Source organism: Lysobacter sp. DMC97, assembly GCF_056313745.1.
Genome location: NZ_JBQUZR010000003.1, coordinates 581,554 through 600,389 on the forward strand (window position 1 = coordinate 581,554; position 18,836 = coordinate 600,389).

General features: G+C 68.3%; 14 protein-coding genes, 4 tRNA genes and 1 pseudogene. 15 read left to right on the top strand and 4 right to left on the bottom strand.

The annotated features are described in order from the left end of the window. Positions 1-3: 3 nt before the first annotated feature. Positions 4-900 carry an SDR family oxidoreductase gene (locus ACT53Q_RS08820; protein WP_476186285.1) on the bottom strand — a complete coding sequence of 299 codons (897 nt, stop codon included), beginning with the start codon at positions 898-900 and terminating at the stop codon, positions 4-6. 113 nt (positions 901-1,013) lie between these two features. Here ACT53Q_RS08820 and ACT53Q_RS08825 point away from each other — a divergent pair, with 113 nt between their 5' ends. Next, positions 1,014-1,448 carry a winged helix-turn-helix transcriptional regulator gene (locus ACT53Q_RS08825; RefSeq protein WP_476186286.1) on the top strand — a complete coding sequence of 145 codons (435 nt, stop codon included), beginning with the start codon at positions 1,014-1,016 and terminating at the stop codon, positions 1,446-1,448. 110 nt (positions 1,449-1,558) lie between these two features. Here the strand turns inward: ACT53Q_RS08825 and ACT53Q_RS08830 are convergent, their stop codons facing one another. From ACT53Q_RS08830 to ACT53Q_RS08840, 3 genes are all read right to left on the bottom strand, one after another. Next, positions 1,559-4,642 carry a TonB-dependent receptor domain-containing protein gene (locus tag ACT53Q_RS08830; RefSeq protein WP_476186287.1) on the bottom strand — a complete coding sequence of 1,028 codons (3,084 nt, stop codon included), beginning with the start codon at positions 4,640-4,642 and terminating at the stop codon, positions 1,559-1,561. Between the two features lie 140 nt (positions 4,643-4,782). Next, positions 4,783-5,862, bottom strand: coding sequence for a FecR family protein (locus tag ACT53Q_RS08835; protein WP_476186288.1), 1,080 nt, complete (start codon positions 5,860-5,862; stop codon positions 4,783-4,785). Continuing rightward, positions 5,837-6,565, bottom strand: coding sequence for an RNA polymerase sigma factor (locus tag ACT53Q_RS08840; RefSeq protein ID WP_476186289.1), 729 nt, complete (start codon positions 6,563-6,565; stop codon positions 5,837-5,839). Before ACT53Q_RS08840 ends, ACT53Q_RS08835 begins: the two co-directional genes overlap by 26 nt. Positions 6,566-6,586: 21 nt before the next feature. Here ACT53Q_RS08840 and ACT53Q_RS08845 point away from each other — a divergent pair. The 14 genes and pseudogenes from ACT53Q_RS08845 to rpoB form a co-directional block, all read left to right on the top strand. After that, positions 6,587-7,123: pseudogene (locus tag ACT53Q_RS08845) on the top strand (cyanophycinase); the annotation flags it as partial. 489 nt (positions 7,124-7,612) lie between these two features. Then, on the top strand, positions 7,613-8,569 hold the full coding sequence (locus tag ACT53Q_RS08850; RefSeq protein WP_476186353.1) for an isoaspartyl peptidase/L-asparaginase family protein: 957 nt from the start codon (positions 7,613-7,615) through the stop codon (positions 8,567-8,569). Between the two features lie 118 nt (positions 8,570-8,687). Further along, positions 8,688-8,773, top strand: a tRNA-Tyr gene (locus tag ACT53Q_RS08855). 25 nt (positions 8,774-8,798) lie between these two features. After that, positions 8,799-8,872 (top strand) — tRNA-Gly (locus ACT53Q_RS08860). Between the two features lie 68 nt (positions 8,873-8,940). Further along, positions 8,941-9,016 (top strand) — tRNA-Thr (locus ACT53Q_RS08865). Between the two features lie 39 nt (positions 9,017-9,055). After that, a complete protein-coding gene (tuf, locus tag ACT53Q_RS08870) occupies positions 9,056-10,246 on the top strand; it encodes an elongation factor Tu (protein ID WP_476186290.1) in 1,191 nt (396 codons plus the stop codon). Positions 10,247-10,414: 168 nt separating this feature from the next. Next, a tRNA-Trp gene (locus ACT53Q_RS08875) sits at positions 10,415-10,490 on the top strand. Positions 10,491-10,581: 91 nt separating this feature from the next. Then, positions 10,582-10,965 carry a preprotein translocase subunit SecE gene (gene secE / locus ACT53Q_RS08880; protein WP_476186291.1) on the top strand — a complete coding sequence of 128 codons (384 nt, stop codon included), beginning with the start codon at positions 10,582-10,584 and terminating at the stop codon, positions 10,963-10,965. A gap of 26 nt (positions 10,966-10,991) precedes the next feature. Beyond that, entirely contained in the window at positions 10,992-11,552 is a 561-nt protein-coding gene (nusG, locus tag ACT53Q_RS08885; RefSeq protein ID WP_476186354.1) for a transcription termination/antitermination protein NusG, read from the top strand. A gap of 109 nt (positions 11,553-11,661) precedes the next feature. Beyond that, entirely contained in the window at positions 11,662-12,090 is a 429-nt protein-coding gene (rplK, locus tag ACT53Q_RS08890; RefSeq protein WP_476170386.1) for a 50S ribosomal protein L11, read from the top strand. A 4-nt stretch (positions 12,091-12,094) separates the two neighbouring features. Continuing rightward, complete coding sequence (gene rplA, locus ACT53Q_RS08895; RefSeq protein WP_476186292.1) at positions 12,095-12,793, top strand: 50S ribosomal protein L1; 699 nt, start codon at positions 12,095-12,097, stop codon at positions 12,791-12,793. Between the two features lie 489 nt (positions 12,794-13,282). Beyond that, positions 13,283-13,813, top strand: coding sequence for a 50S ribosomal protein L10 (gene rplJ, locus ACT53Q_RS08900; RefSeq protein WP_476186355.1), 531 nt, complete (start codon positions 13,283-13,285; stop codon positions 13,811-13,813). Between the two features lie 72 nt (positions 13,814-13,885). Then, entirely contained in the window at positions 13,886-14,257 is a 372-nt protein-coding gene (gene rplL / locus ACT53Q_RS08905) for a 50S ribosomal protein L7/L12 (protein WP_476170384.1), read from the top strand. Positions 14,258-14,652: 395 nt separating this feature from the next. After that, complete coding sequence (gene rpoB / locus ACT53Q_RS08910) at positions 14,653-18,822, top strand: DNA-directed RNA polymerase subunit beta (RefSeq protein WP_476186293.1); 4,170 nt, start codon at positions 14,653-14,655, stop codon at positions 18,820-18,822. The last annotated feature ends 14 nt before the right edge of the window (positions 18,823-18,836 follow it).

Here is an 18,836-nt window from a genome sequence, read left to right on the forward strand (position 1 = left end):
GGCTCAGCCCGCCAGCGCAGCGAGCGCCGGTGCCTGCTCGGCCAGCCAGTCCTCGAACGGCCGCGGGTCCTGCCCGGTCAGCGCGCGGTAGTCGCCGGTGACCGTGGCCACGCGGCCGGCGGCGGTGTTGGTGTCGAACGAGGCGAACACCTGCGCCAGCGGTTCCGGCAGGCCGGCGCCGACCATGCCCTGCACCAGCGCCTCGACCGGCACCGGCACCACGGCCAGCGGCTTGCCGGTCGCCTGCGCGACCGCGGCGGCGATCTCGCCCGTGATCCAGGCGCGGTCGCCACTGAGGGTGAAGACGCGCTTGCCGTTGCGGCCGTCGGCCAACGCGGTGGCCGCGGCCCGGGCCAGATCGTCGCGGGCGATGTGGGCGATGCCACCCTGGCCGGCGGCGCTGTACCACTGCCCGTTCGGCAGCGCCGACGGCAGCCACAGGAACAGGTTCTCGAAGTACCAGTGGTTGCGCAGCACGGTCCAGCCGGGCAGGGCGCTGGCGGCCAGCGCCTGTTCGGTGCCCAGGTGGTCGGGCGCGATCAGCAGTGGGGAATCCTCGGGCTCGGGCATCGAGGTGTAGACGACGTGGCGCACGCCGGCGGCCTCGGCCGCGGCAATGGCCGCGCGATGCTGCGCCAGGCGGCGGCCGGGGCGATCGAGGGCGTCGGTGCTGATCAGCAGCAGGCGGTCGCCGCCGGCGAACGCCGTCGCCAACGAGGCGGCGTCGTCGAAGTCGGCGGCCCGGACGGTGACGCCACGGGCGGCCCAGGCGGCCAGGCTGTCGGGCTTGCGGGTGGTGGCGATGATGTCGCCGGCGGGGACGCGCAGGGTATCGAGCAGGTGCGCGAGCACGCGCTGGCCGAGATGGCCGCCGGCGCCGGTGACGATAAGCTTGGACATGGGGATGTTTCGAGAGTAAGTCTCAAATCGAGACCATGTGCATAATAGGGACCGGAATCGCCTCGACAAGCAGGCACTTCCGCCGCCGCTGGTCACCTTCAGGGAACCACCCCATGCCGTCCGACGTCGTTTCCGTCCCGCCCGCCCACCCCGACCCCCGCAGCGCGGCCGATCATCTCGTCGCCGGCTGGGAAGACTGGCGCGAGGGCGGCCAGCCGAGCGAGGCCTGCCCCGTCCGCAATGTGCTCGACCGCATCGGCGACAAGTGGAGCGTCCTGATCGTGCTCACGCTGGCCGGCGCCCCGCACCGGTTCGGTGCCTTGCGGCGCGCGGTGCCGGACATTTCGCAGCGCATGCTCACCCAGACCCTGCGCGACCTCGAACGCGACGGCCTGCTGTCGCGCACCGTGCACCCGACCAAGCCGCCGAGCGTGGAATACGCGCTCACGCCGCTGGGCGACTCCTTGCTGGTGCCGCTGTCGGGCCTGGTGCGCTGGGCCGACGAACACCATGCGGAGATACTCGCCGCGCGTGCGCGGATGGACTGAGCCGCAGCGGCTGCGATCCGCCGATCGCGGGCGAAAAAAAAGCCCCTCCATCCGGAGGGGCCTGTCCACTTCCTTGCGGTGCATGCTGCGCGGGGGAGGTCACCCGAAGGTCAGAGGCTTCCGTTGCCGCCGAACTTCCAGGTGAAATCGAGGTAGACCGTGCGGCCGATCGAGTCGAACCACGACACGTCGTAGTAGGGATACGAGGTGTAGGTGCGGTCCTTCGGCGGCATTTTGTCGAACACGTTGTCGACCGCCAGGCCGACGCGCATCGCGTCGTTGATGCGATAGCCGGCGGTGAGGTTCCAGCGCCAGGTCGACCCGATCCATGCGCTGTTGCCGTCGGCCGGGTCGTAGACCTGGTCGTACGAGTCCGAGGTCGGCAGCTTGCCCAGGCGCGTGCCGTGCACGCCGGCGGACCACTGCGCGCGGGTCCAGGCGACCGAGAGGCTGGTCTTGGTGCGCGGGATGTCGAAGCCGCTGTTGACCGCCAGCTCGTTCTCGACCGGATCGCCGCTGTAGCGCTGGAAGTCGTGGCTGCGGACCCAGCTGTGGTCGAGGCCGAAGCGGAAGTCGCCGGCCGCGGTTTCGAGCTTGTAGTGCGCGCTCAGGTCGACGCCGCTGGTGTTCTCGCGGGCGACGTTGATCGGGTTGACGAACACGCCGTACAGGCTGCCGTTGACGCGGGTGATGCGGCCGAGCGCGTCGACGCAGGTCGGCGACGCCGGATCCAGCGAGCCGAGGCGGCAGCTGGCCTCGTTGCGCAGGATCTCGTCGACGCTCATGTCCTGCACCTGGTCGCGCATGCGGATGTCGAAGTAGTCCAGCGACACGTCGAAGGCAGGCGACGGCGACCACACCAGGCCGGCCGTCCACGACGTGCTGGTCTCCGGGTCGAGCTTGCGGTTGCCCTGACGGGTGCGGATCAGGTGTTCGTCGTAGTCCGAGCAGTCGTTCGCGCCCGGGTCGTCGCTGAAGCAGCCGTAGTAGTCGATGCCCGAGGTCTCGTCGTTGCCGACGCCGGCGTAGAGGTAGTGCAGGTCGGCGGCGCGGAACGCGGTGCCGTACGAGCCGCGGACCAGCAGCGACTCGACCGGGCGCCACTCCAGACCGCTGCTCCAGGTCAGCTTGCCGATGCTGTGGCCGGAATAGCGGTACTGGTCGTAGCGGGCGGCGACGCTGGCGTTCACCGTCTCGTGCAGCGGTGCACGCAGCTCGCCGGCCAGTGCCCAGCGGTTGCGGCTGCCGTGGCCGTCGGAGTCCTTCCAGCTGTAGTAGTAGAACTCGGTGGCCTTGGCGTCGGGATGCAGGTCGTAGGCCTGGTTGCCGAATTCGACGACGCCGGCGAAGCCGACCGGACCGGCCGGCAACTGGAAGAGATCGGCGTTGGTCAGCGTCAGCGACACCGTGTCGGTGCGCGAGGTCGGGTGGTAGGTGCTGCGGCCGGAGATCGCGTCGTACTGCGCGCGGGTCAGCGGCGTGTACAGGCGCGCCGGGTCGGCGTCGAAGATCGGGAAGCCGTCCGGATCGGTGCCCAGCTGCGGGCCGAGGAACAGCGCGTTCGCCGACGCGGCGACGATCTGCGGCCAGCCGATGGTGGCGTGGTACTGCGAATGGCTGAGCGTGGCCTCGTAGTCCCAGTTGCCGCCCAGCGGGCCGGTGAAGCCGGTGGCGATGCCGAAGGTCTTCTGCGTGCTGCGGATCATCCCGCGGTTCAGCCCGCCCATTTCCTCGGGGCTGAACTGGCGCTGCCAGTATTCGACCTGGCCGGTGGCCTGGTTGAAGAAGTAGCCGTCCTCGTTGCCGTCGGGCGCCTGGTAGCTCCACGAGGTCACGTCGCGGAACAGCCCGATCTTGTGGTAGCCCAACTGCACGTCCGCGAACCACTGGTGGCCGTTGCCCAGCGTGTAGTTGAACGCGCCGTAGGCGTTGAGGCCCTTGCGCTCGCTGAGGATGGTGCCGTAGCCGATCGCCTTGTCGCTGCCGCAGTAGTAGCCCGGGCCGTAGTCATCGAGGATCGGGTCGTACGGGCCGAAGCCGGGGCGGGAGGCGTAGTAGGTCGAGCCGCGGTTGAGCGACGACAGCGCGTCGCACGCGGCCTGGCCCGGATCGAGGTATTCGTCGTCGTAGTTGGTGCGCAGGAACGCGCGGCGCGCCGCCTGCGAACGCGCGGTCGGGCCGTCCTGGGTGGAATCCTGGATCGCGCGGTCGTAGGCCCACAGCGGGCGCTGGACCTGCAGTTCGGCGCCGATCACCGCGTCCAGGCCGCCGCGTTCGAAGCCCGTGGACAGCGACACGTCGTAGGACTCGCCGCCGCCGCGGGTGGTGTCGCCGTAGCGCACGTCGACGGTGGTGCCGTCGGCCTGCTTCTTCAGGATGAAGTTGACCACGCCGGAGATCGCGTCCGAGCCGTACACCGCGGACGCGCTGCCGGTCAGCACCTCGACCCGGTCGACCATGCCCAGCGGGATGCTGGAGATGTCGGTGAAGTTGCTGCGGCCCTGGAACGGCATCGGGAAGTCGGCGATGCGGCGGCCGTTGACCAGCACCAGGGTGTGGTTCGGGCCGAGGCCGCGGAGGTCGACCTGCTGCGCGCCCGGCGAGAAGTCGGCGCCGCTGGCCGACTGCTGGCTCTGGGTCTCACCGGAGTTCTGGGTCAGGCTGCGCAGCACTTCCGGCACGGTGGTGAAACCGCCGGCGCGGATGTCGCGGGCGTTCAGCACCGTCACCGGCGCCGGGCCCTCGATCTTCGCGCGCGGGATGCGCGAACCGGTGACCTGCACGCTTTCCAGCTGCTGCGGCTGCGGGGGCGTCGTCGCGGCGGCGCCCCCGCTGGAAGGTTCCGACTGCGGGGCCGGCTCCGGAGCGCGCTTGGGGGTGTCGTTGCGGACGATTACCACGGCACCGGAGGTGTCGTCGCGGCGGGAGGCGAAGCCGCTGTTGCGCAGCAGGCGCTGCAGCGCAGTGTCGGCGTCGGGTGCCGACTGCACGCCCGAGGTGCGGGCGCCGCGCAGCTGGTCGCTGCGGTAGACCAGCTGCGTCCCCGACTGTCGGGCCAGGGTGTCCAGCGCGGAGGCGAGGTCGCCTGCCGGAATGGTGATCGGCGCACCGGGGGCGGTCGAGCCCTGGGCATGGGCCTGCAGCGCGAGGCTGCAGGCTGCGGTCAGCAGCAACAGTCGGAACGGTCTGGACATGGTTTCCCCTTGGTCCCCGGAATGCATATGGCGGCGCGGCATGCGCCAGCCCGAATTGTCGGGACGAACGGCTGCGATGAATCCCTCCGCCGGCCGGACTTCGACGAAAGTCGCATGCCGCGTGGCCCCGGCCCGGGTCGTCAGCGCGTGTGCAGGACGATCAGCGTCCCGCGGGTCTCGGCGCGCACGCCGAAGCCCTGCTCCAGCAGGCGGACGAAGCCCTCGGGGTTGGACCAGCGGAAATTCCCGCCGATCCGCAGCGCCGCCACGTCGGCGTCGCCCATCACCAGCTTCTGCGTGTTGTAGCGGTTGAATTCCTCGGCCGCGACCGACAGCGGGGTGTCGTCGAAGTACAGCCGGCCGCCGCGCCATTCCACGGCGCGCTCGGCTTCGGCCAGGGTGCCGCGGTGGACGGTCACGCCGCTGCGGGTGGCGATGGCGATGCTGCCCGCCGGCAGCAGCACCGGTTCGGCGCCGATCCGGCCCGGCTGGGCCGGGGCCTCCAGGCGCACCACGCCCTCGGTCACCACCACGCGCAGCGCCTCGCCGTCGCGGCGCACCGAGAACCGGGTGCCCACGGCGATGGCGCGGCGGCCGTCGGCGGCGACCACGAACGGCCGCGACCGGTCCTTCGCCACTTCGAAGAAGGCTTCGCCGTCGAGCAGGTCGATGTGCCGCTCGCCGGGCGACATCGCCAGCGCGATCCGGCTGTCGCTGCTCAGCGTCGCGTGCGAGCCGTCGCTCAGCCGCACGGTGTCGAGCCGGCCCAGCGTGGTGGCGTACTCGACCGGGACGGCCGTGCTGGTCCACCGCTTCCAGCCGAACGTGCCCGCCGTCCCCAGTGCCAGCAGCACGACAGCCGCGGCCGCGTACGCACGGAGACGCGAGCGCGGCGCCTGCGGGCGGGCGGCACGGCGGCGCACCGCCTGCCAGTGCGGATCGGGCGGGGCGTCGTCGGTGTCGGTGGTGTCCGCCTCCGGCGGGGCCGGCCAGAAGCTGCGCTCGGGCGGGCCCATGGCCTCGCGGCCCGCGGCCAGCGCCTTCAGCCGGCCGCTCTCTTCCCAGGCCGCTTCCAGACGCAGGAACGCCACCCGGTGCGCGGTCGCGGCCGCCAGCCAGGCCGACAGGCGCGCGTCGTCCGCGGCGGTCCAGCCGTCGCCATCGCGCTGCGCCAGCCAGTCGGCGGCGACGCGTTCAATCTGCCTGCTGTCCGCGGACACCGCGCGCTCCCGCAGGCCACGCGGCGCCATCGGCGTCCGCGTGCGGCCGTTCGCCGCCGTAGTAATGCCCGGCGATCAACCGCACGCCGTGGGCCAGATGTTTTTCCACCGTTTTCTCGCTGATTCCCAGTTTGGCGGCCACGACCTTCTGCGGCAGTTCTTCCACCCGCCGCAGCCATACCACCTCCCGGCAGCGGTTCGGCAGCCGGTCGAACGCCTCCGCCAGCCGGCGCAGGGCCTGGCGCCCGCCGAACCGACGTTCCGGGGACACCTCGTCGATCAAGACGTTCAACGTGTCCGGATCACCCAGTGTCTCGATCGACACGACGCGCCCGCGGCGCAGGCGGTCGGTGACGAGGTTGCGCGCGCTGGTGAACAGGAAGGACTTGGGCGAGGCCGGCAGCGACCGCCCGGCGGCCTCGTAGACGCGGACGTAGACCTCCTGGCGCAGGTCGTGCAGGTCCTCGCCGGCGGGCGCGCAACGGCGCAGGTAGCGCGCGAGCGCCTCCTCGTGGACGAGGATCTCGCGGACGAACCAGTCGTCGAGGGGAGTGCGCATCACCGCACGATAGCCGATGATCGGCGGCCCCGGGCGTCGTTGCGGCCCGGCGGGCGCGCCGGGAGGGAAGATCGGCGTCCGTTCGTCTGAATGCGGATCGGCCCTGCGCGTCGCGAATCCGCGCCGCGCGCCGACCGCCTGCATCGCCCCTTGCCGGAGATCGCCATGCCCCGTTCCGCCTCCCGTGCCGCCGCACCGCTGCGTCGCCTGTTCCGCGCGCTGTGCCTGGCCTCCCTGCTGTGCCTGGTCGCGCTGCCGGCGTTCGCCCGCGACTACCAGCGCCTGATCATCGGCGATCGCGGCCTGCCGACGCCGGGCCGGGTCCAGCCGGGCCTGCTGCTGGCCGGCGGCGGCGACCGCAACCGCGACGCGGTGCGCTGGTTCCTCGGTCGCGCCGGCAACGGCCACATCGTCGTGCTCAGCGCTTCGTACACGCACGAGATCGCCGACGAGTTCTACAAGGACGTCGGCGGCGCGGCCTCGGTGGAGACCTTCGTCTTCGCCAACGGCAAGCCGGCGACCGACCCGAAGATCCTCGAAGCGCTGGCGCACGCCGACGGCATCTTCATCGCCGGCGGCGACCAGGCCCGCTACGTCCGCTACTGGAAGGGCACGCCCGTCGCCGCCGCGCTGGACGCCCACGTCCGCGCCGGCAAGCCGCTGGGCGGCACCAGCGCCGGCCTCGCCATCCTCGGCGAATACCTCTACGGCGCGATGGACGGCGGCAGCATCGTCAGCCCCGAGGCGCTGGCCGACCCGATGGGTCCGGCGGTGACGATCGAGCAGGATTTCCTGCACATCGCCACCCTCCACGGCGTGGTCACCGACACCCACTTCAAGGAGCGCGACCGCCTCGGCCGCCTGTTCGCTTTCGTCGCCAAGGCCGAGACCCTGACCGGCACCCCGCATCGTCCGCTGGTCGGCGTGGGCGTCGATGAGAGCGCCGCGCTGGCGGTGGACGGCGAGGGCAACGCCCGCATCTTCGCCACCGACCCGCACGGCAGCGCCTGGGTGGTCCGCGGCGGCTTCCCCGAAACGCAGATTGCCGGCAAGCCGCTGCAATTGGCGCGGGTCGAGGTGACCGGCGTCGGCGCGGGCTCGACCCTGCACCTGCCGGCCGGCAGCGTCGACGCGCCGACGTTCCGCAAGCACTATCGGGTGGACAATGGCCGCCTGCAGGAGGTCGCACCCATGATCCTCGTGGTCCATGGCGGCGCCGGCGTCGAGCGCGCCGACCTCACCGCCGACGAAGAGCGCGATGCCCGCGCCGCGCTGGAACTGGCCCTGCGCCGCGGCTACGAGGTGCTGCACGCCGGCAAGCCGGCGCTGGAGGCCGTCACCGCCGCGATCACCGTGCTGGAGGATGATCCGCACTTCAATGCCGGCCGCGGCGCCGTGTTCACGCATGACGGCCGCAACGAACTGGATGCCTCGCTGATGGACGGCACCACCCGCCGTGCCGGCGCGGTCGCCGGCGTGCACCGCGTGAAGAACCCGATCCTGCTGGCCCGCGCGGTGATGGAGCGCTCGCCCCACGTGATGATGGTCGGCGACGGCGCCGAGGCCTTCGCGAAGGAGCAGGGCGTCGAGCTGGTCGACCCGGCCTGGTTCCGCACCGAGAAGCGCTGGCAGCAGCTCCAGCAGCGCCTGCGCGAGGACGCCGCGAAGCAGGCCGCCCTCGACCCGCACCCGGGCCGCCGCTACACCGGCACCGTGGGCGCCGTGGCGCTGGACGGGCAGGGCGGGCTGGCCGCCGGCACCTCCACCGGCGGCATGACCGACAAGCGCTACGGTCGGGTCGGCGACTCGCCGATCATCGGTGCCGGCACCTATGCAAACGCGGTCTGCGCGGTCTCGGGCACCGGCTGGGGCGAGTTCTACATCCGCACCGCCGCCGCCCACGACATCTGCGCACGGATGACCTACCTGCACGAATCCGCGGCCGCGGCCGGGCAGGCCGTCATCAACCGCGACATCCCCGCGATGGGCGGCGACGGCGGCGCGATCGTGCTGGCCGCCGACGGCAGCGTGGCCATGCCGTTCAACACCGAAGGCATGTACCGGGGCTGGATCGGCGAAGACGGCGTGCCGCATGTTGCCGTTTTTGCCAGCGAAGCGCTTACAATGCCCACCCCGCCGGCGCCCTGACCCGGGTCGTCGCGGAAGTCGCATCGAGCGACTGCTTCAAGCGTTGACACCTGCCCGCTCTACCGTCAGAATTGCGGGCTGTTTTCACCGTGTACCGTTTTTCCGGAGTTGTTCAGCTGGAGGGATACCCAAGCGGCCAACGGGGGCAGACTGTAAATCTGCTGGCTTACGCCTTCGGTGGTTCGAATCCACCTCCCTCCACCACGCTGGCCACGCCGTTCCGCACGAAGCGGGAGTAGTTCAATGGTAGAACCTCAGCCTTCCAAGCTGATGGTGCGGGTTCGATTCCCGTCTCCCGCTCCAGGGCGGTGCCATGGACACCCCGGTCGACGCGGTCCGTTCCGGACGGGTCACCCGGTCACCACATCGTTGCTCACGTAGCTCAGTCGGTAGAGCACCTCCTTGGTAAGGAGGAGGTCGAAGGTTCGATTCCTTTCGTGAGCACCACCCCATCGTCAACCCAGTTGAGTTCAAAGAGAAGCAATCATGGCCAAGGGTAAGTTCGAGCGCACCAAGCCTCACGTGAACGTGGGGACGATCGGTCACGTGGACCACGGCAAGACGACGCTGACGGCGGCGCTGACGAAGATCGGCGCTGAGCGTTTCGGTGGCGAGTTCAAGGCATACGACGCGATCGACGCGGCGCCGGAAGAGAAGGCGCGCGGGATCACGATTTCGACGGCGCACGTGGAATACGAAAGCCCGATCCGCCATTACGCGCACGTGGACTGCCCGGGCCACGCCGACTACGTGAAGAACATGATCACGGGTGCGGCGCAGATGGACGGTGCGATCCTGGTGTGCTCGGCCGCGGACGGCCCGATGCCGCAGACGCGCGAGCACATCCTGCTGTCGCGCCAGGTGGGCGTGCCGTACATCGTGGTCTTCCTGAACAAGGCGGACATGGTGGACGACGCCGAGCTGCTCGAGCTGGTCGAGATGGAAGTGCGCGAGCTGCTGTCGAAGTACGACTTCCCGGGCGACGACACCCCGATCATCCACGGTTCGGCGCGTCTGGCGCTGGAAGGCGACCAGTCGGAGATCGGCGTGCCTGCGATCATCAAGCTGGTGGACGCGCTGGACACGTTCATTCCGGAGCCGCAGCGCGACATCGACAAGACGTTCCTGATGCCGGTGGAAGACGTGTTCTCGATCTCGGGTCGCGGCACGGTGGTGACGGGCCGCATCGAGCGCGGCATCATCAAGGTGGGTGACGAAATCGAGATCGTGGGCATTCGTCCGACGACGAAGACGACGGTCACGGGCGTCGAGATGTTCCGCAAGCTGCTGGACCAGGGCCAGGCGGGCGACAACGCGGGCCTGCTGCTGCGCGGCACGAAGCGTGACGACGTGGAGCGCGGCCAGGTGCTGTGCAAGCCGGGCACGATCACGCCGCACACGGACTTCGAGGCCGAGGTGTACGTGCTGTCGAAGGACGAGGGTGGCCGTCACACGCCGTTCTTCAAGGGCTACCGTCCGCAGTTCTACTTCCGCACGACGGACATCACCGGTGCGGTGACGCTGCCGGAAGGCGTGGAGATGGTCATGCCGGGCGACAATATCAAGATGGTGGTGTCGCTGATCAACCCGGTGGCGATGGACGAAGGCCTGCGCTTCGCGATCCGCGAAGGCGGTCGTACGGTCGGCGCCGGCGTCGTCGCCAAGATCATCAAGTAAGGATTCGCCTGCAGGGGCGGGCCTTCGCCCCGGCGAGCGCCGGGGCATGAGGTCCACTTCCCCCGGAACTTGTTTTTGGGTGTGGCAGTCCAAACTTGAAAGGCAGGCGACAGGCGAGTCGGAAACGGCTCGCCGTCGCCGTATCAGAACACCGGTCAACACAACTACACGCCAGTAGCTCAATTGGCAGAGCAGCGGTCTCCAAAACCGCAGGTTGGGGGTTCGAGTCCCTCCTGGCGTGCCACTCAGGCGGATCGTTCCGCGTCCGGGCCCCTCGCGGCCCCGCCTCCGGGCGAGTTGGCGCGACGACGCCCCGCGATGCAGGCGACACGTACTTGAACAGCAGAGTCGAACAACCCAAGGCCGGCGGTTCCGCGGGCGATATCGTCAAGTACGCCCTGGCGCTGCTCTTGGCTGCGGGCGGTCTGTTCGCGTTCTACTGGTTCGATGGCCAGTGGCCGACCGTGGCCCGGGTCATGTCGGTCATCGTCGGCCTGATTGCCGGCGCCCTCGTCTTCATGGTCACGCCCAAGGGTGCGCAAACCCGCGATTACCTCGGTGAATCGCGTTTCGAACTGCGCAAGGTCGTGTGGCCGACCCGTCAGGAAGCGACGCGCACCACCTGGGTCGTCATCATCGCCGTCATCGTCATGAGTCTGATCCTCGCCGTGTTCGATCTGATCGTGCAGAAGAGCGTGGAACTGCTGCTGGGGGCCTGATGGAGAACGTTGTGAGCAATACCGAGATCCCCAAGCGCTGGTACGTGGTGCACGCCTACTCTGGCTTCGAGAAGTCCGTGGCCCAGGCGCTGCGCGACCGCATCGCACGCACCGGCATGCAGGACAAGTTCGGCGAAGTGCTGGTCCCGACCGAAGAAGTCGTGGAGATGCGCTCCGGCCAGAAGCGCCGTTCCGAGCGCAAGTTCTTCCCGGGCTACGTGCTCGTGCAGATCGCGACCCATGAAGAAGCGGGCATCCCGCGCATGGACAACGAGAGCTGGCACCTGGTCAAGGAAACGCCGAAGGTGATGGGGTTCATCGGCGGCACCGCCGACCGCCCGCTGCCGATCCGCGATTCCGAGGCCGACGCGATCCTGCAGCGCGTGCAGGAAGGCGTCGAGAAGCCGCGTCCCAAGGTGCTGTTCGAGCCGGGCCAGATGGTCCGCGTCACCGATGGCCCGTTCAACGACTTCAACGGCGTGGTCGAGGAAGTCAATTACGAAAAGAGCCGCCTGCGCGTCTCGGTGCTGATCTTCGGTCGCGCCACGCCGGTCGAGCTGGAATTCGGCCAGGTCGAGAAGGCATAAGCCACTCGATCCGGCCTCATCCGCCCGCCGCATCCCGCGACGGGCCGCAACGATGGAGGAGCCTCGCAGCCGCAAGGCGTGCAGGCGCTAAGACTCCGGGAGATCCCCAATGGCAAAGAAAGTCGTCGGTTACATCAAGCTGCAGGTGAAGGCCGGTCAGGCCAACCCCTCGCCGCCGGTCGGTCCCGCGCTCGGTCAGCGCGGCCTCAACATCATGGAGTTCTGCAAGCAGTTCAATGCGGCGACCTCCAAGCTGGAGCCCGGCCTGCCGACTCCGGTCATCATCACCGCCTACTCGGACCGTACCTTCACCTTCGTCACCAAGTCGACCCCGGCTTCGGTGCTGCTGAAGAAGGCCGCGGGCATCCAGTCCGGCTCGAAGCGTCCGAACACCGAAAAGGTGGGCAAGGTCACGCGCAAGCAGCTGGAAGACATCGCGAAGATGAAGGAAGCGGATCTGACCGCGGCCGATCTCGACGCGGCAGTGAAGACCATCGCGGGCTCGGCCCGTTCGATGGGTCTCGTAGTGGAGGGCTGATCCCATGGCGATGAACAAGCGACAGAAAGCGATCCTCAACGCGGTCGAGCCGGGCAAGGCCTACGCCTTCGACGACGCGATCAAGATCATCAAGACCGCGACCAAGGCCAAGTTCGTCGAGTCCGTCGACGTGGCCGTGCGCCTCGGCGTCGATGCCAAGAAGTCCGACCAGCAGGTGCGCGGTTCGACCGTGCTGCCGGCCGGCACCGGCAAGACCGTGCGCGTCGCGGTGTTCGTGCCCGCGGGCGCCAAGGCCGATGAAGCCCTGGCCGCCGGCGCCGACATCGTCGGCATGGACGACCTCGCCGAGAAGATGCTCGGCGGCGACCTGAACTACGACGTCGTGATCGCGACGCCGGACGCCATGCGCGTCGTCGGCAAACTCGGCCAGGTGCTGGGCCCGCGCGGCCTGATGCCGAACCCGAAGGTCGGTACCGTCTCGCCGAACCCGGCGGAAGCGGTGAAGAACGCGAAGGGCGGCCAGGTCCGCTATCGCACCGACAAGGCCGGCATCATCCACTGCACCATCGGCAAGGCGAGCTTCCAGGACGCCGACCTGAAGGGCAACCTCGAAGCGCTGCTGCACGACCTGATCAAGGCGAAGCCGGCCACCGCGAAGGGCACGTACCTGCAGAAGGTGTCGATCAGCTCGACGATGGGCCCGGGCGTGACCGTCGACCAGTCGTCGCTCGCGCTGAAGTGATGTAACGGCGCGCTCGCGCAATGCGCGAGCGCCTTTGCCGTTGCGTCATCCCGACGCAAGTCGGGATCCAGCTTCCAGGCAGTGCCAACCTGCATTGAAGGCTGGAAACAAACAAAGAGCCGGGTCTTGGCCTCCGCCGGGATGACGGTTCAACGGCGTCGGGCTTGCGCCCGACATCGTGCAAGCAAATTTGAGGGCATCGCCGAGGAGTCCGCTCCGACGCGATCGCCGTCAAAGACCGCAGGTGCGGTTCGCGCGCGACGCGCACGGGCACGGAAGCGTCCGGTATGGCAAGGAGTCGTCACGTCGCAAGCGGGATCGCTTAATCGCATCCGCAAGGGTGCTGCCTGCGCAGATGGTGCCGCCCCCTCTGGAATTTTCTGGATGGGCCGCCACCGGGACGCGTCCGCGTCCCCGATGTTCAGGATGAACGTCGCCCGGGACCGCAAGCGGCAGGAGCCGCGAGCGGAGTTCACAAGAGGAGTGCACATGGCTCTGAATCTCACCCAGAAGCAAGACGTCGTGGCCGAAGTGGCGGAAATCGCCGCGAAGGCCCACTCCCTGGTCGCTGCCGAATACGCAGGCACCACGGTCTCCCAGATGACCGCAATGCGCAAGAAGGCCCGCGAAACCGGCGTGTACTTGAAAGTCGTCAAGAACACGCTGGCCTCGCGCGCCGTGGCGGGCACCGAATACGAAGCTGTCCAGGACAAGCTCGTCGGTCCGCTGCTCTACGCATTCTCGCTGGAAGAACCGGGCGCCGCCGGCCGCCTGATCAAGGAATTCTCGAAGGGCAACGACAAGCTGCAGCCGAAGGTCGTCTCCGTCGGTGGCCAGGTCTATCCGGCCAGCCACGTCGACGTCCTGGCCTCGCTGCCGACCCGCGATCAGGCGCTGGCCATGCTGGCCCGCGTGCTGGCCGAGCCGGCTTCGATGTTCGCCCGCGCCATCAAGGCCGTGGCCGACAAGCAGGGTGGCGGCGATGCCGCGCCTGCCGAGGCCGCCCCGGCGGAAGCCTGAGTCCAACGTCTTTGACGATCGCACGGCGCGTGCCGCGTGATCGCTAACCAATCAAATCCAGAGGTCAACACAATGTCCCTTACCAACGAACAGATCGTCGAAGCCGTTGCCGGCAAGACCCTGATGGAAGTGATGGAGCTGGTCAAGGCCATCGAAGAGAAGTTCGGCGTCACCGCCGCTGCCCCGGTCGCCGTGGCCGTCGCCGCCGGCCCGGCCGCCGTGGTCGAAGAGCAGACCGAGTTCAACGTCATCCTGAAGGCCGCCGGCGAGAAGAAGGTCGAGGTCATCAAGGCCGTCCGCGCCATCACCGGCCTGGGCCTGAAGGAAGCGAAGGACCTGGTCGAAGGCGCTCCGCAGACCGTGAAGGAAGCGGTCTCGAAGGAAGACGCCGAGAAGTTCAAGAAGGATCTGGAAGCCGCCGGCGCCCAGGTCGAGCTGAAGTAATTTCCGCGATGGGTCGTCCCGGGCGGCGCGCGACAGCGCGGTGCCCCGGGATCCGGTGACACGGTCGTATTCCGTCACCGGATCCTCGCTTCCGCGGGGATGACGGCGACCAAGGCTGGGGGCGGAAGCCCCCGGCCTTTGGCCGTTCTGACGGGCACCGCGCGCATCGCGACGTTCGTGCTTCACCGGCCGTTCGTTCGTTGCAGTCCCAGGCGTCACCGAAGCAAGTCGACAATCGGAAGTAGCGGGAGAGGGCGTGCTGGTGCCGGCAATACCAGCGACTTCCGACTGTCGATTCCCCGGGGCACCGGTTCCACCGGAGCCGCCCCACCCGGCCGCAGCCGACACAGGCGCGCCGGCGACAACGCAATCCAAAGCTGAGAGGCCTTTCTCCCATGACCACAGCTCACTCGACGACCTATTCGTTCACCGAGAAGAAGCGCATCCGCAAGAACTTCGGCAAGCGCCGTTCGATTCTGGAAGTGCCGTTCCTGCTCGCGATCCAGGTCGATTCCTACCGCGAATTCCTCCAGGCCGACGCCGATCCCGCCAAGCGCGATGATCGCGGCCTGCATGCCGCGCTGAAGTCGGTGTTCCCGATCACCAGCTACAACGGCTACGCCGCCCTCGAATACGTCGGCTACAAGCTCGGCGACCCGGTGTTCGACGAGCGCGAGTGCCGCAACCGCGGCCTCAGCTACGGCGCCCCGCTGCGCGTGACCGTGCGCCTGGTGATCTACGACAAGGAGTCGTCGAGCAAGGCCGTGAAGTACGTGAAGGAGCAGGAGGTGTACATGGGCGAGATCCCGCTCATGACCGACAACGGCACCTTCATCGTCAACGGCACCGAGCGCGTCATCGTCTCGCAGCTGCACCGCTCGCCGGGCGTGTTCTTCGACCACGACCGCGGCAAGACCCACAGCTCGGGCAAGCTGCTGTACAGCGCGCGCATCATCCCCTACCGCGGCTCGTGGCTGGACTTCGAGTTCGACCCGAAGGACGCGGTGTTCACCCGCATCGACCGTCGCCGCAAGCTGCCGGTGACGATCCTGCTGCGCGCCCTCGGCTACAACAACGAGGAGATCCTGGCGCAGTTCTTCGAGGTCAACACCTTCCACATCCTGCCGGAAGGCGTGCAGCTCGAACTGATCCCCGAGCGCCTGCGCGGCGAGACCCTGGACTTCGACCTCGCCGATGGCGACCGTGTCATCGTCGAGGCTGGCAAGCGCATCACCGCGCGCCACATCAAGCAGCTGGAACAGTCGGGCATCGCCGCGCTGGCCGTGCCGGACAGCTACCTCGTGGGCCGCATCCTGTCGCACGACGTCATCGACGGGAACACCGGCGAGCTGATCGCCAGCGCCAACGACGAACTGGGTGACGACCACCTGCAGAAGTTCCGCAAGCACGGCATCGACAGCGTCGGCACCCTGTGGGTGAACGACCTCGACCGCGGTCCGTACATCTCGAACACCCTGCGCATCGACCCGACCCGCACCCAGCTGGAAGCGCTGGTCGAGATCTACCGCATGATGCGTCCGGGCGAGCCGCCGACCAAGGACGCCGCGCAGAACCTGTTCCACAACCTGTTCTTCACCTTCGAGCGCTACGACCTCTCGGCCGTGGGCCGCATGAAGTTCAACCGCCGCATCGGCCGCAAGGAAGTGGAAGGCAGCCCCGTGCTGTACGACTACAAGTACTTCGCCGACCGCAAGGACGACGAGTCCGCGCGCCTGCGCGAGGCCTGCGGCCCGGAGATGTCGGACATCCTCGACGTCATCCGCGTGCTGTGCCAGATCCGCAACGAAGGCACCGGCGTGGACGACATCGACCACCTCGGCAACCGCCGCGTGCGTTCGGTCGGCGAAATGGCCGAGAACGTCTTCCGCGTGGGCCTGGTCCGCGTCGAGCGCGCCGTGAAGGAGCGCCTGACGATGGCCGAGTCCGAAGGCCTGACGCCGCAGGAACTCATCAACGCCAAGCCGGTCGCGGCCGCCATCAAGGAGTTCTTCGGCTCCTCGCAGCTGTCGCAGTTCATGGACCAGAACAACCCGCTGTCGGAAGTGACGCACAAGCGTCGCGTCTCGGCGCTGGGCCCGGGCGGCCTGACCCGCGAGCGCGCCGGCTTCGAAGTGCGCGACGTGCACCCGACCCACTACGGCCGCGTCTGCACCATCGAGACGCCTGAAGGCCCGAACATCGGCCTGATCAACTCGCTCGCCGTGTTCGCGCGCACCAACCAGTACGGCTTCCTCGAGACGCCGTACCGCAAGGTCGTGGACGGCCGCGTCACCGACGACATCGAGTACCTGTCGGCGATCGAGGAGAACGAGTACGTCATCGCCCAGGCCAACGCCCAGCGCGACGACAAGGGCCTGATCACCGCCCCGTTCGTGGCCTGCCGCTTCCAGGGCGAGTCGATGCTGCGTCCGCCGAGTGAAATCCACTTCATGGACGTCTCGCCGATGCAGACCGTGTCGGTCGCGGCGGCGCTGGTGCCGTTCCTCGAGCACGACGACGCGAACCGCGCGCTGATGGGCGCGAACATGCAGCGCCAGGCCGTGCCGACGCTGCGTTCGCAGAAGCCGCTCGTGGGCACCGGCATCGAGCGCGCCGTGGCGCGCGACTCGGGCGTGACCGTGAACGCCCGCCGTGGCGGCGTGATCGAGCAGATCGACGCCGGCCGCATCGTGGTCAAGGTCAACGAGGTCGAGATCACCGAGGCCACCGACGCCGGCGTCGACATCTATACGCTCATCAAGTACACCCGTTCCAACCAGAACACCTGCATCAACCAGCGTCCGCTGGTGAACGTGGGCGACGTGGTCGCGAAGGGCGACGTGCTGGCCGACGGTCCCTCGACCGACATCGGCGAGCTGGCGCTCGGCCAGAACATGCTGGTCGCGTTCATGCCGTGGAACGGCTACAACTTCGAAGACTCGATCCTGCTGTCCGAGCGCGTGGTGAAGGAAGACCGCTACACCACGATCCACATCGAAGAGCTGACCTGCCAGGCCCGCGACACCAAGCTGGGTCCGGAAGAGATCACCGCCGACATCCCGAACGTCTCCGAGCAGGCGCTGTCGCGCCTCGACGAGTCGGGCGTGGTGTACATCGGTGCCGAGGTCCGCGCCGGCGACATCCTGGTCGGCAAGGTTACGCCCAAGGGCGAGAGCCAGCTGACCCCGGAAGAGAAGCTGCTGCGCGCGATCTTCGGCGAGAAGGCCTCCGACGTGAAGGACAGTTCGCTGCGCGTGCCCCCGGGCATGGACGGCGTGGTCATCGACGTGCAGGTGTTCACCCGCGACGGCATCGAGAAGGACAAGCGCGCCCGCCAGATCGAGGAAGAGGAAATCCGCCGGGTCAAGAAGGACTTCGACGACCAGTTCCGCATCCTGGAATCGGCGATCTACGCGCGCCTGCGCGACCAGCTCCTCGGCAAGATCGCCAACGGCGGTCCCGGCCTGAAGAAGGGCGACACGGTCAGCAGCCTCGTCCTCGACGGCCTGAGCAAGAAGGACTGGTTCTCGATCCGCATGAAGGACGACGACGCGGCCGACGCGATCGAGCGCGCCCAGAAGCAGATCGACGCGCACCAGAAGGAATTCGAGCGCCGCTTCGCCGACAAGCGCGGCAAGATCACCCAGGGCGACGACCTCGCTCCGGGCGTGCTGAAGATGGTGAAGGTGTTCCTGGCGGTGAAGCGCCGCATCCAGCCGGGCGACAAGATGGCCGGCCGCCACGGCAACAAGGGCGTGGTGTCCAACATCGTGCCGATCCAGGACATGCCGTACATGGCCGATGGCCAGACCGTCGACATCGTGCTGAACCCGCTGGGCGTGCCGAGCCGAATGAACATCGGCCAGATCCTCGAAGTGCACCTGGGCTGGGCCGCGAAGGGCCTGGGTCAGAAGATCCAGCGCATGCTGGACGCACAGGCCAAGCTCGCCGACCTGCGCAAGTTCCTCGACGACATCTACAACCACGACGAGAAGTTCCACGGCCAGCGCGTCGACCTCACCCAGTTCAGCGATGCCGAGCTGCTGCGTCTGGCGCAGAACCTGACCGACGGCGTGCCGATGGCGACGCCGGTGTTCGACGGTGCGGCGGAATCCGAGATCAAGCGCATGCTCGAACTCGCCGACCTGCCGGAGAGCGGCCAGACCCAGCTGTACGACGGCCGCACCGGTGAGGCGTTCGACCGCAAGACCACCGTCGGCTACATGCACATGCTGAAGCTGAACCACCTCGTCGACGACAAGATGCACGCGCGTTCGACCGGTCCGTACTCGCTCGTCACCCAGCAGCCGCTGGGCGGCAAGGCGCAGTTCGGCGGCCAGCGTTTCGGCGAAATGGAAGTCTGGGCGCTGGAAGCCTACGGCGCGGCCTACACCCTGCAGGAAATGCTGACGGTGAAGTCCGACGACGTGCAGGGCCGCAACCAGATGTACAAGAACATCGTCGACGGCGAGTACGAGATGGTCGCCGGCATGCCGGAATCCTTCAACGTCCTGGTGAAGGAAATCCGCTCGCTGGCCATCAACATGGAGCTGGAAGAAACCTGAGCCGACCGCGGGCC

Excerpts from the sequence above, each read along its gene's own strand:
- ACT53Q_RS08820 (WP_476186285.1), bottom strand. The coding sequence starts at position 900 with ATGTCCAAGCTTATCGTCACCGGCGCCGGCGGCCATCTCGGCCAGCGC.
- ACT53Q_RS08825 (WP_476186286.1), top strand. The coding sequence starts at position 1,014 with ATGCCGTCCGACGTCGTTTCCGTCCCGCCCGCCCACCCCGACCCCCGC.
- ACT53Q_RS08830 (WP_476186287.1), bottom strand. The coding sequence starts at position 4,642 with ATGTCCAGACCGTTCCGACTGTTGCTGCTGACCGCAGCCTGCAGCCTC.
- ACT53Q_RS08840 (WP_476186289.1), bottom strand. The coding sequence starts at position 6,565 with ATGCAGGCGGTCGGCGCGCGGCGCGGATTCGCGACGCGCAGGGCCGAT.
- ACT53Q_RS08850 (WP_476186353.1), top strand. The coding sequence starts at position 7,613 with ATGATCCTCGTGGTCCATGGCGGCGCCGGCGTCGAGCGCGCCGACCTC.
- tuf (WP_476186290.1), top strand. The coding sequence starts at position 9,056 with ATGGCCAAGGGTAAGTTCGAGCGCACCAAGCCTCACGTGAACGTGGGG.
- rplK (WP_476170386.1), top strand. The coding sequence starts at position 11,662 with ATGGCAAAGAAAGTCGTCGGTTACATCAAGCTGCAGGTGAAGGCCGGT.
- rplA (WP_476186292.1), top strand. The coding sequence starts at position 12,095 with ATGGCGATGAACAAGCGACAGAAAGCGATCCTCAACGCGGTCGAGCCG.
- rplJ (WP_476186355.1), top strand. The coding sequence starts at position 13,283 with ATGGCTCTGAATCTCACCCAGAAGCAAGACGTCGTGGCCGAAGTGGCG.
- rplL (WP_476170384.1), top strand. The coding sequence starts at position 13,886 with ATGTCCCTTACCAACGAACAGATCGTCGAAGCCGTTGCCGGCAAGACC.
- rpoB (WP_476186293.1), top strand. The coding sequence starts at position 14,653 with ATGACCACAGCTCACTCGACGACCTATTCGTTCACCGAGAAGAAGCGC.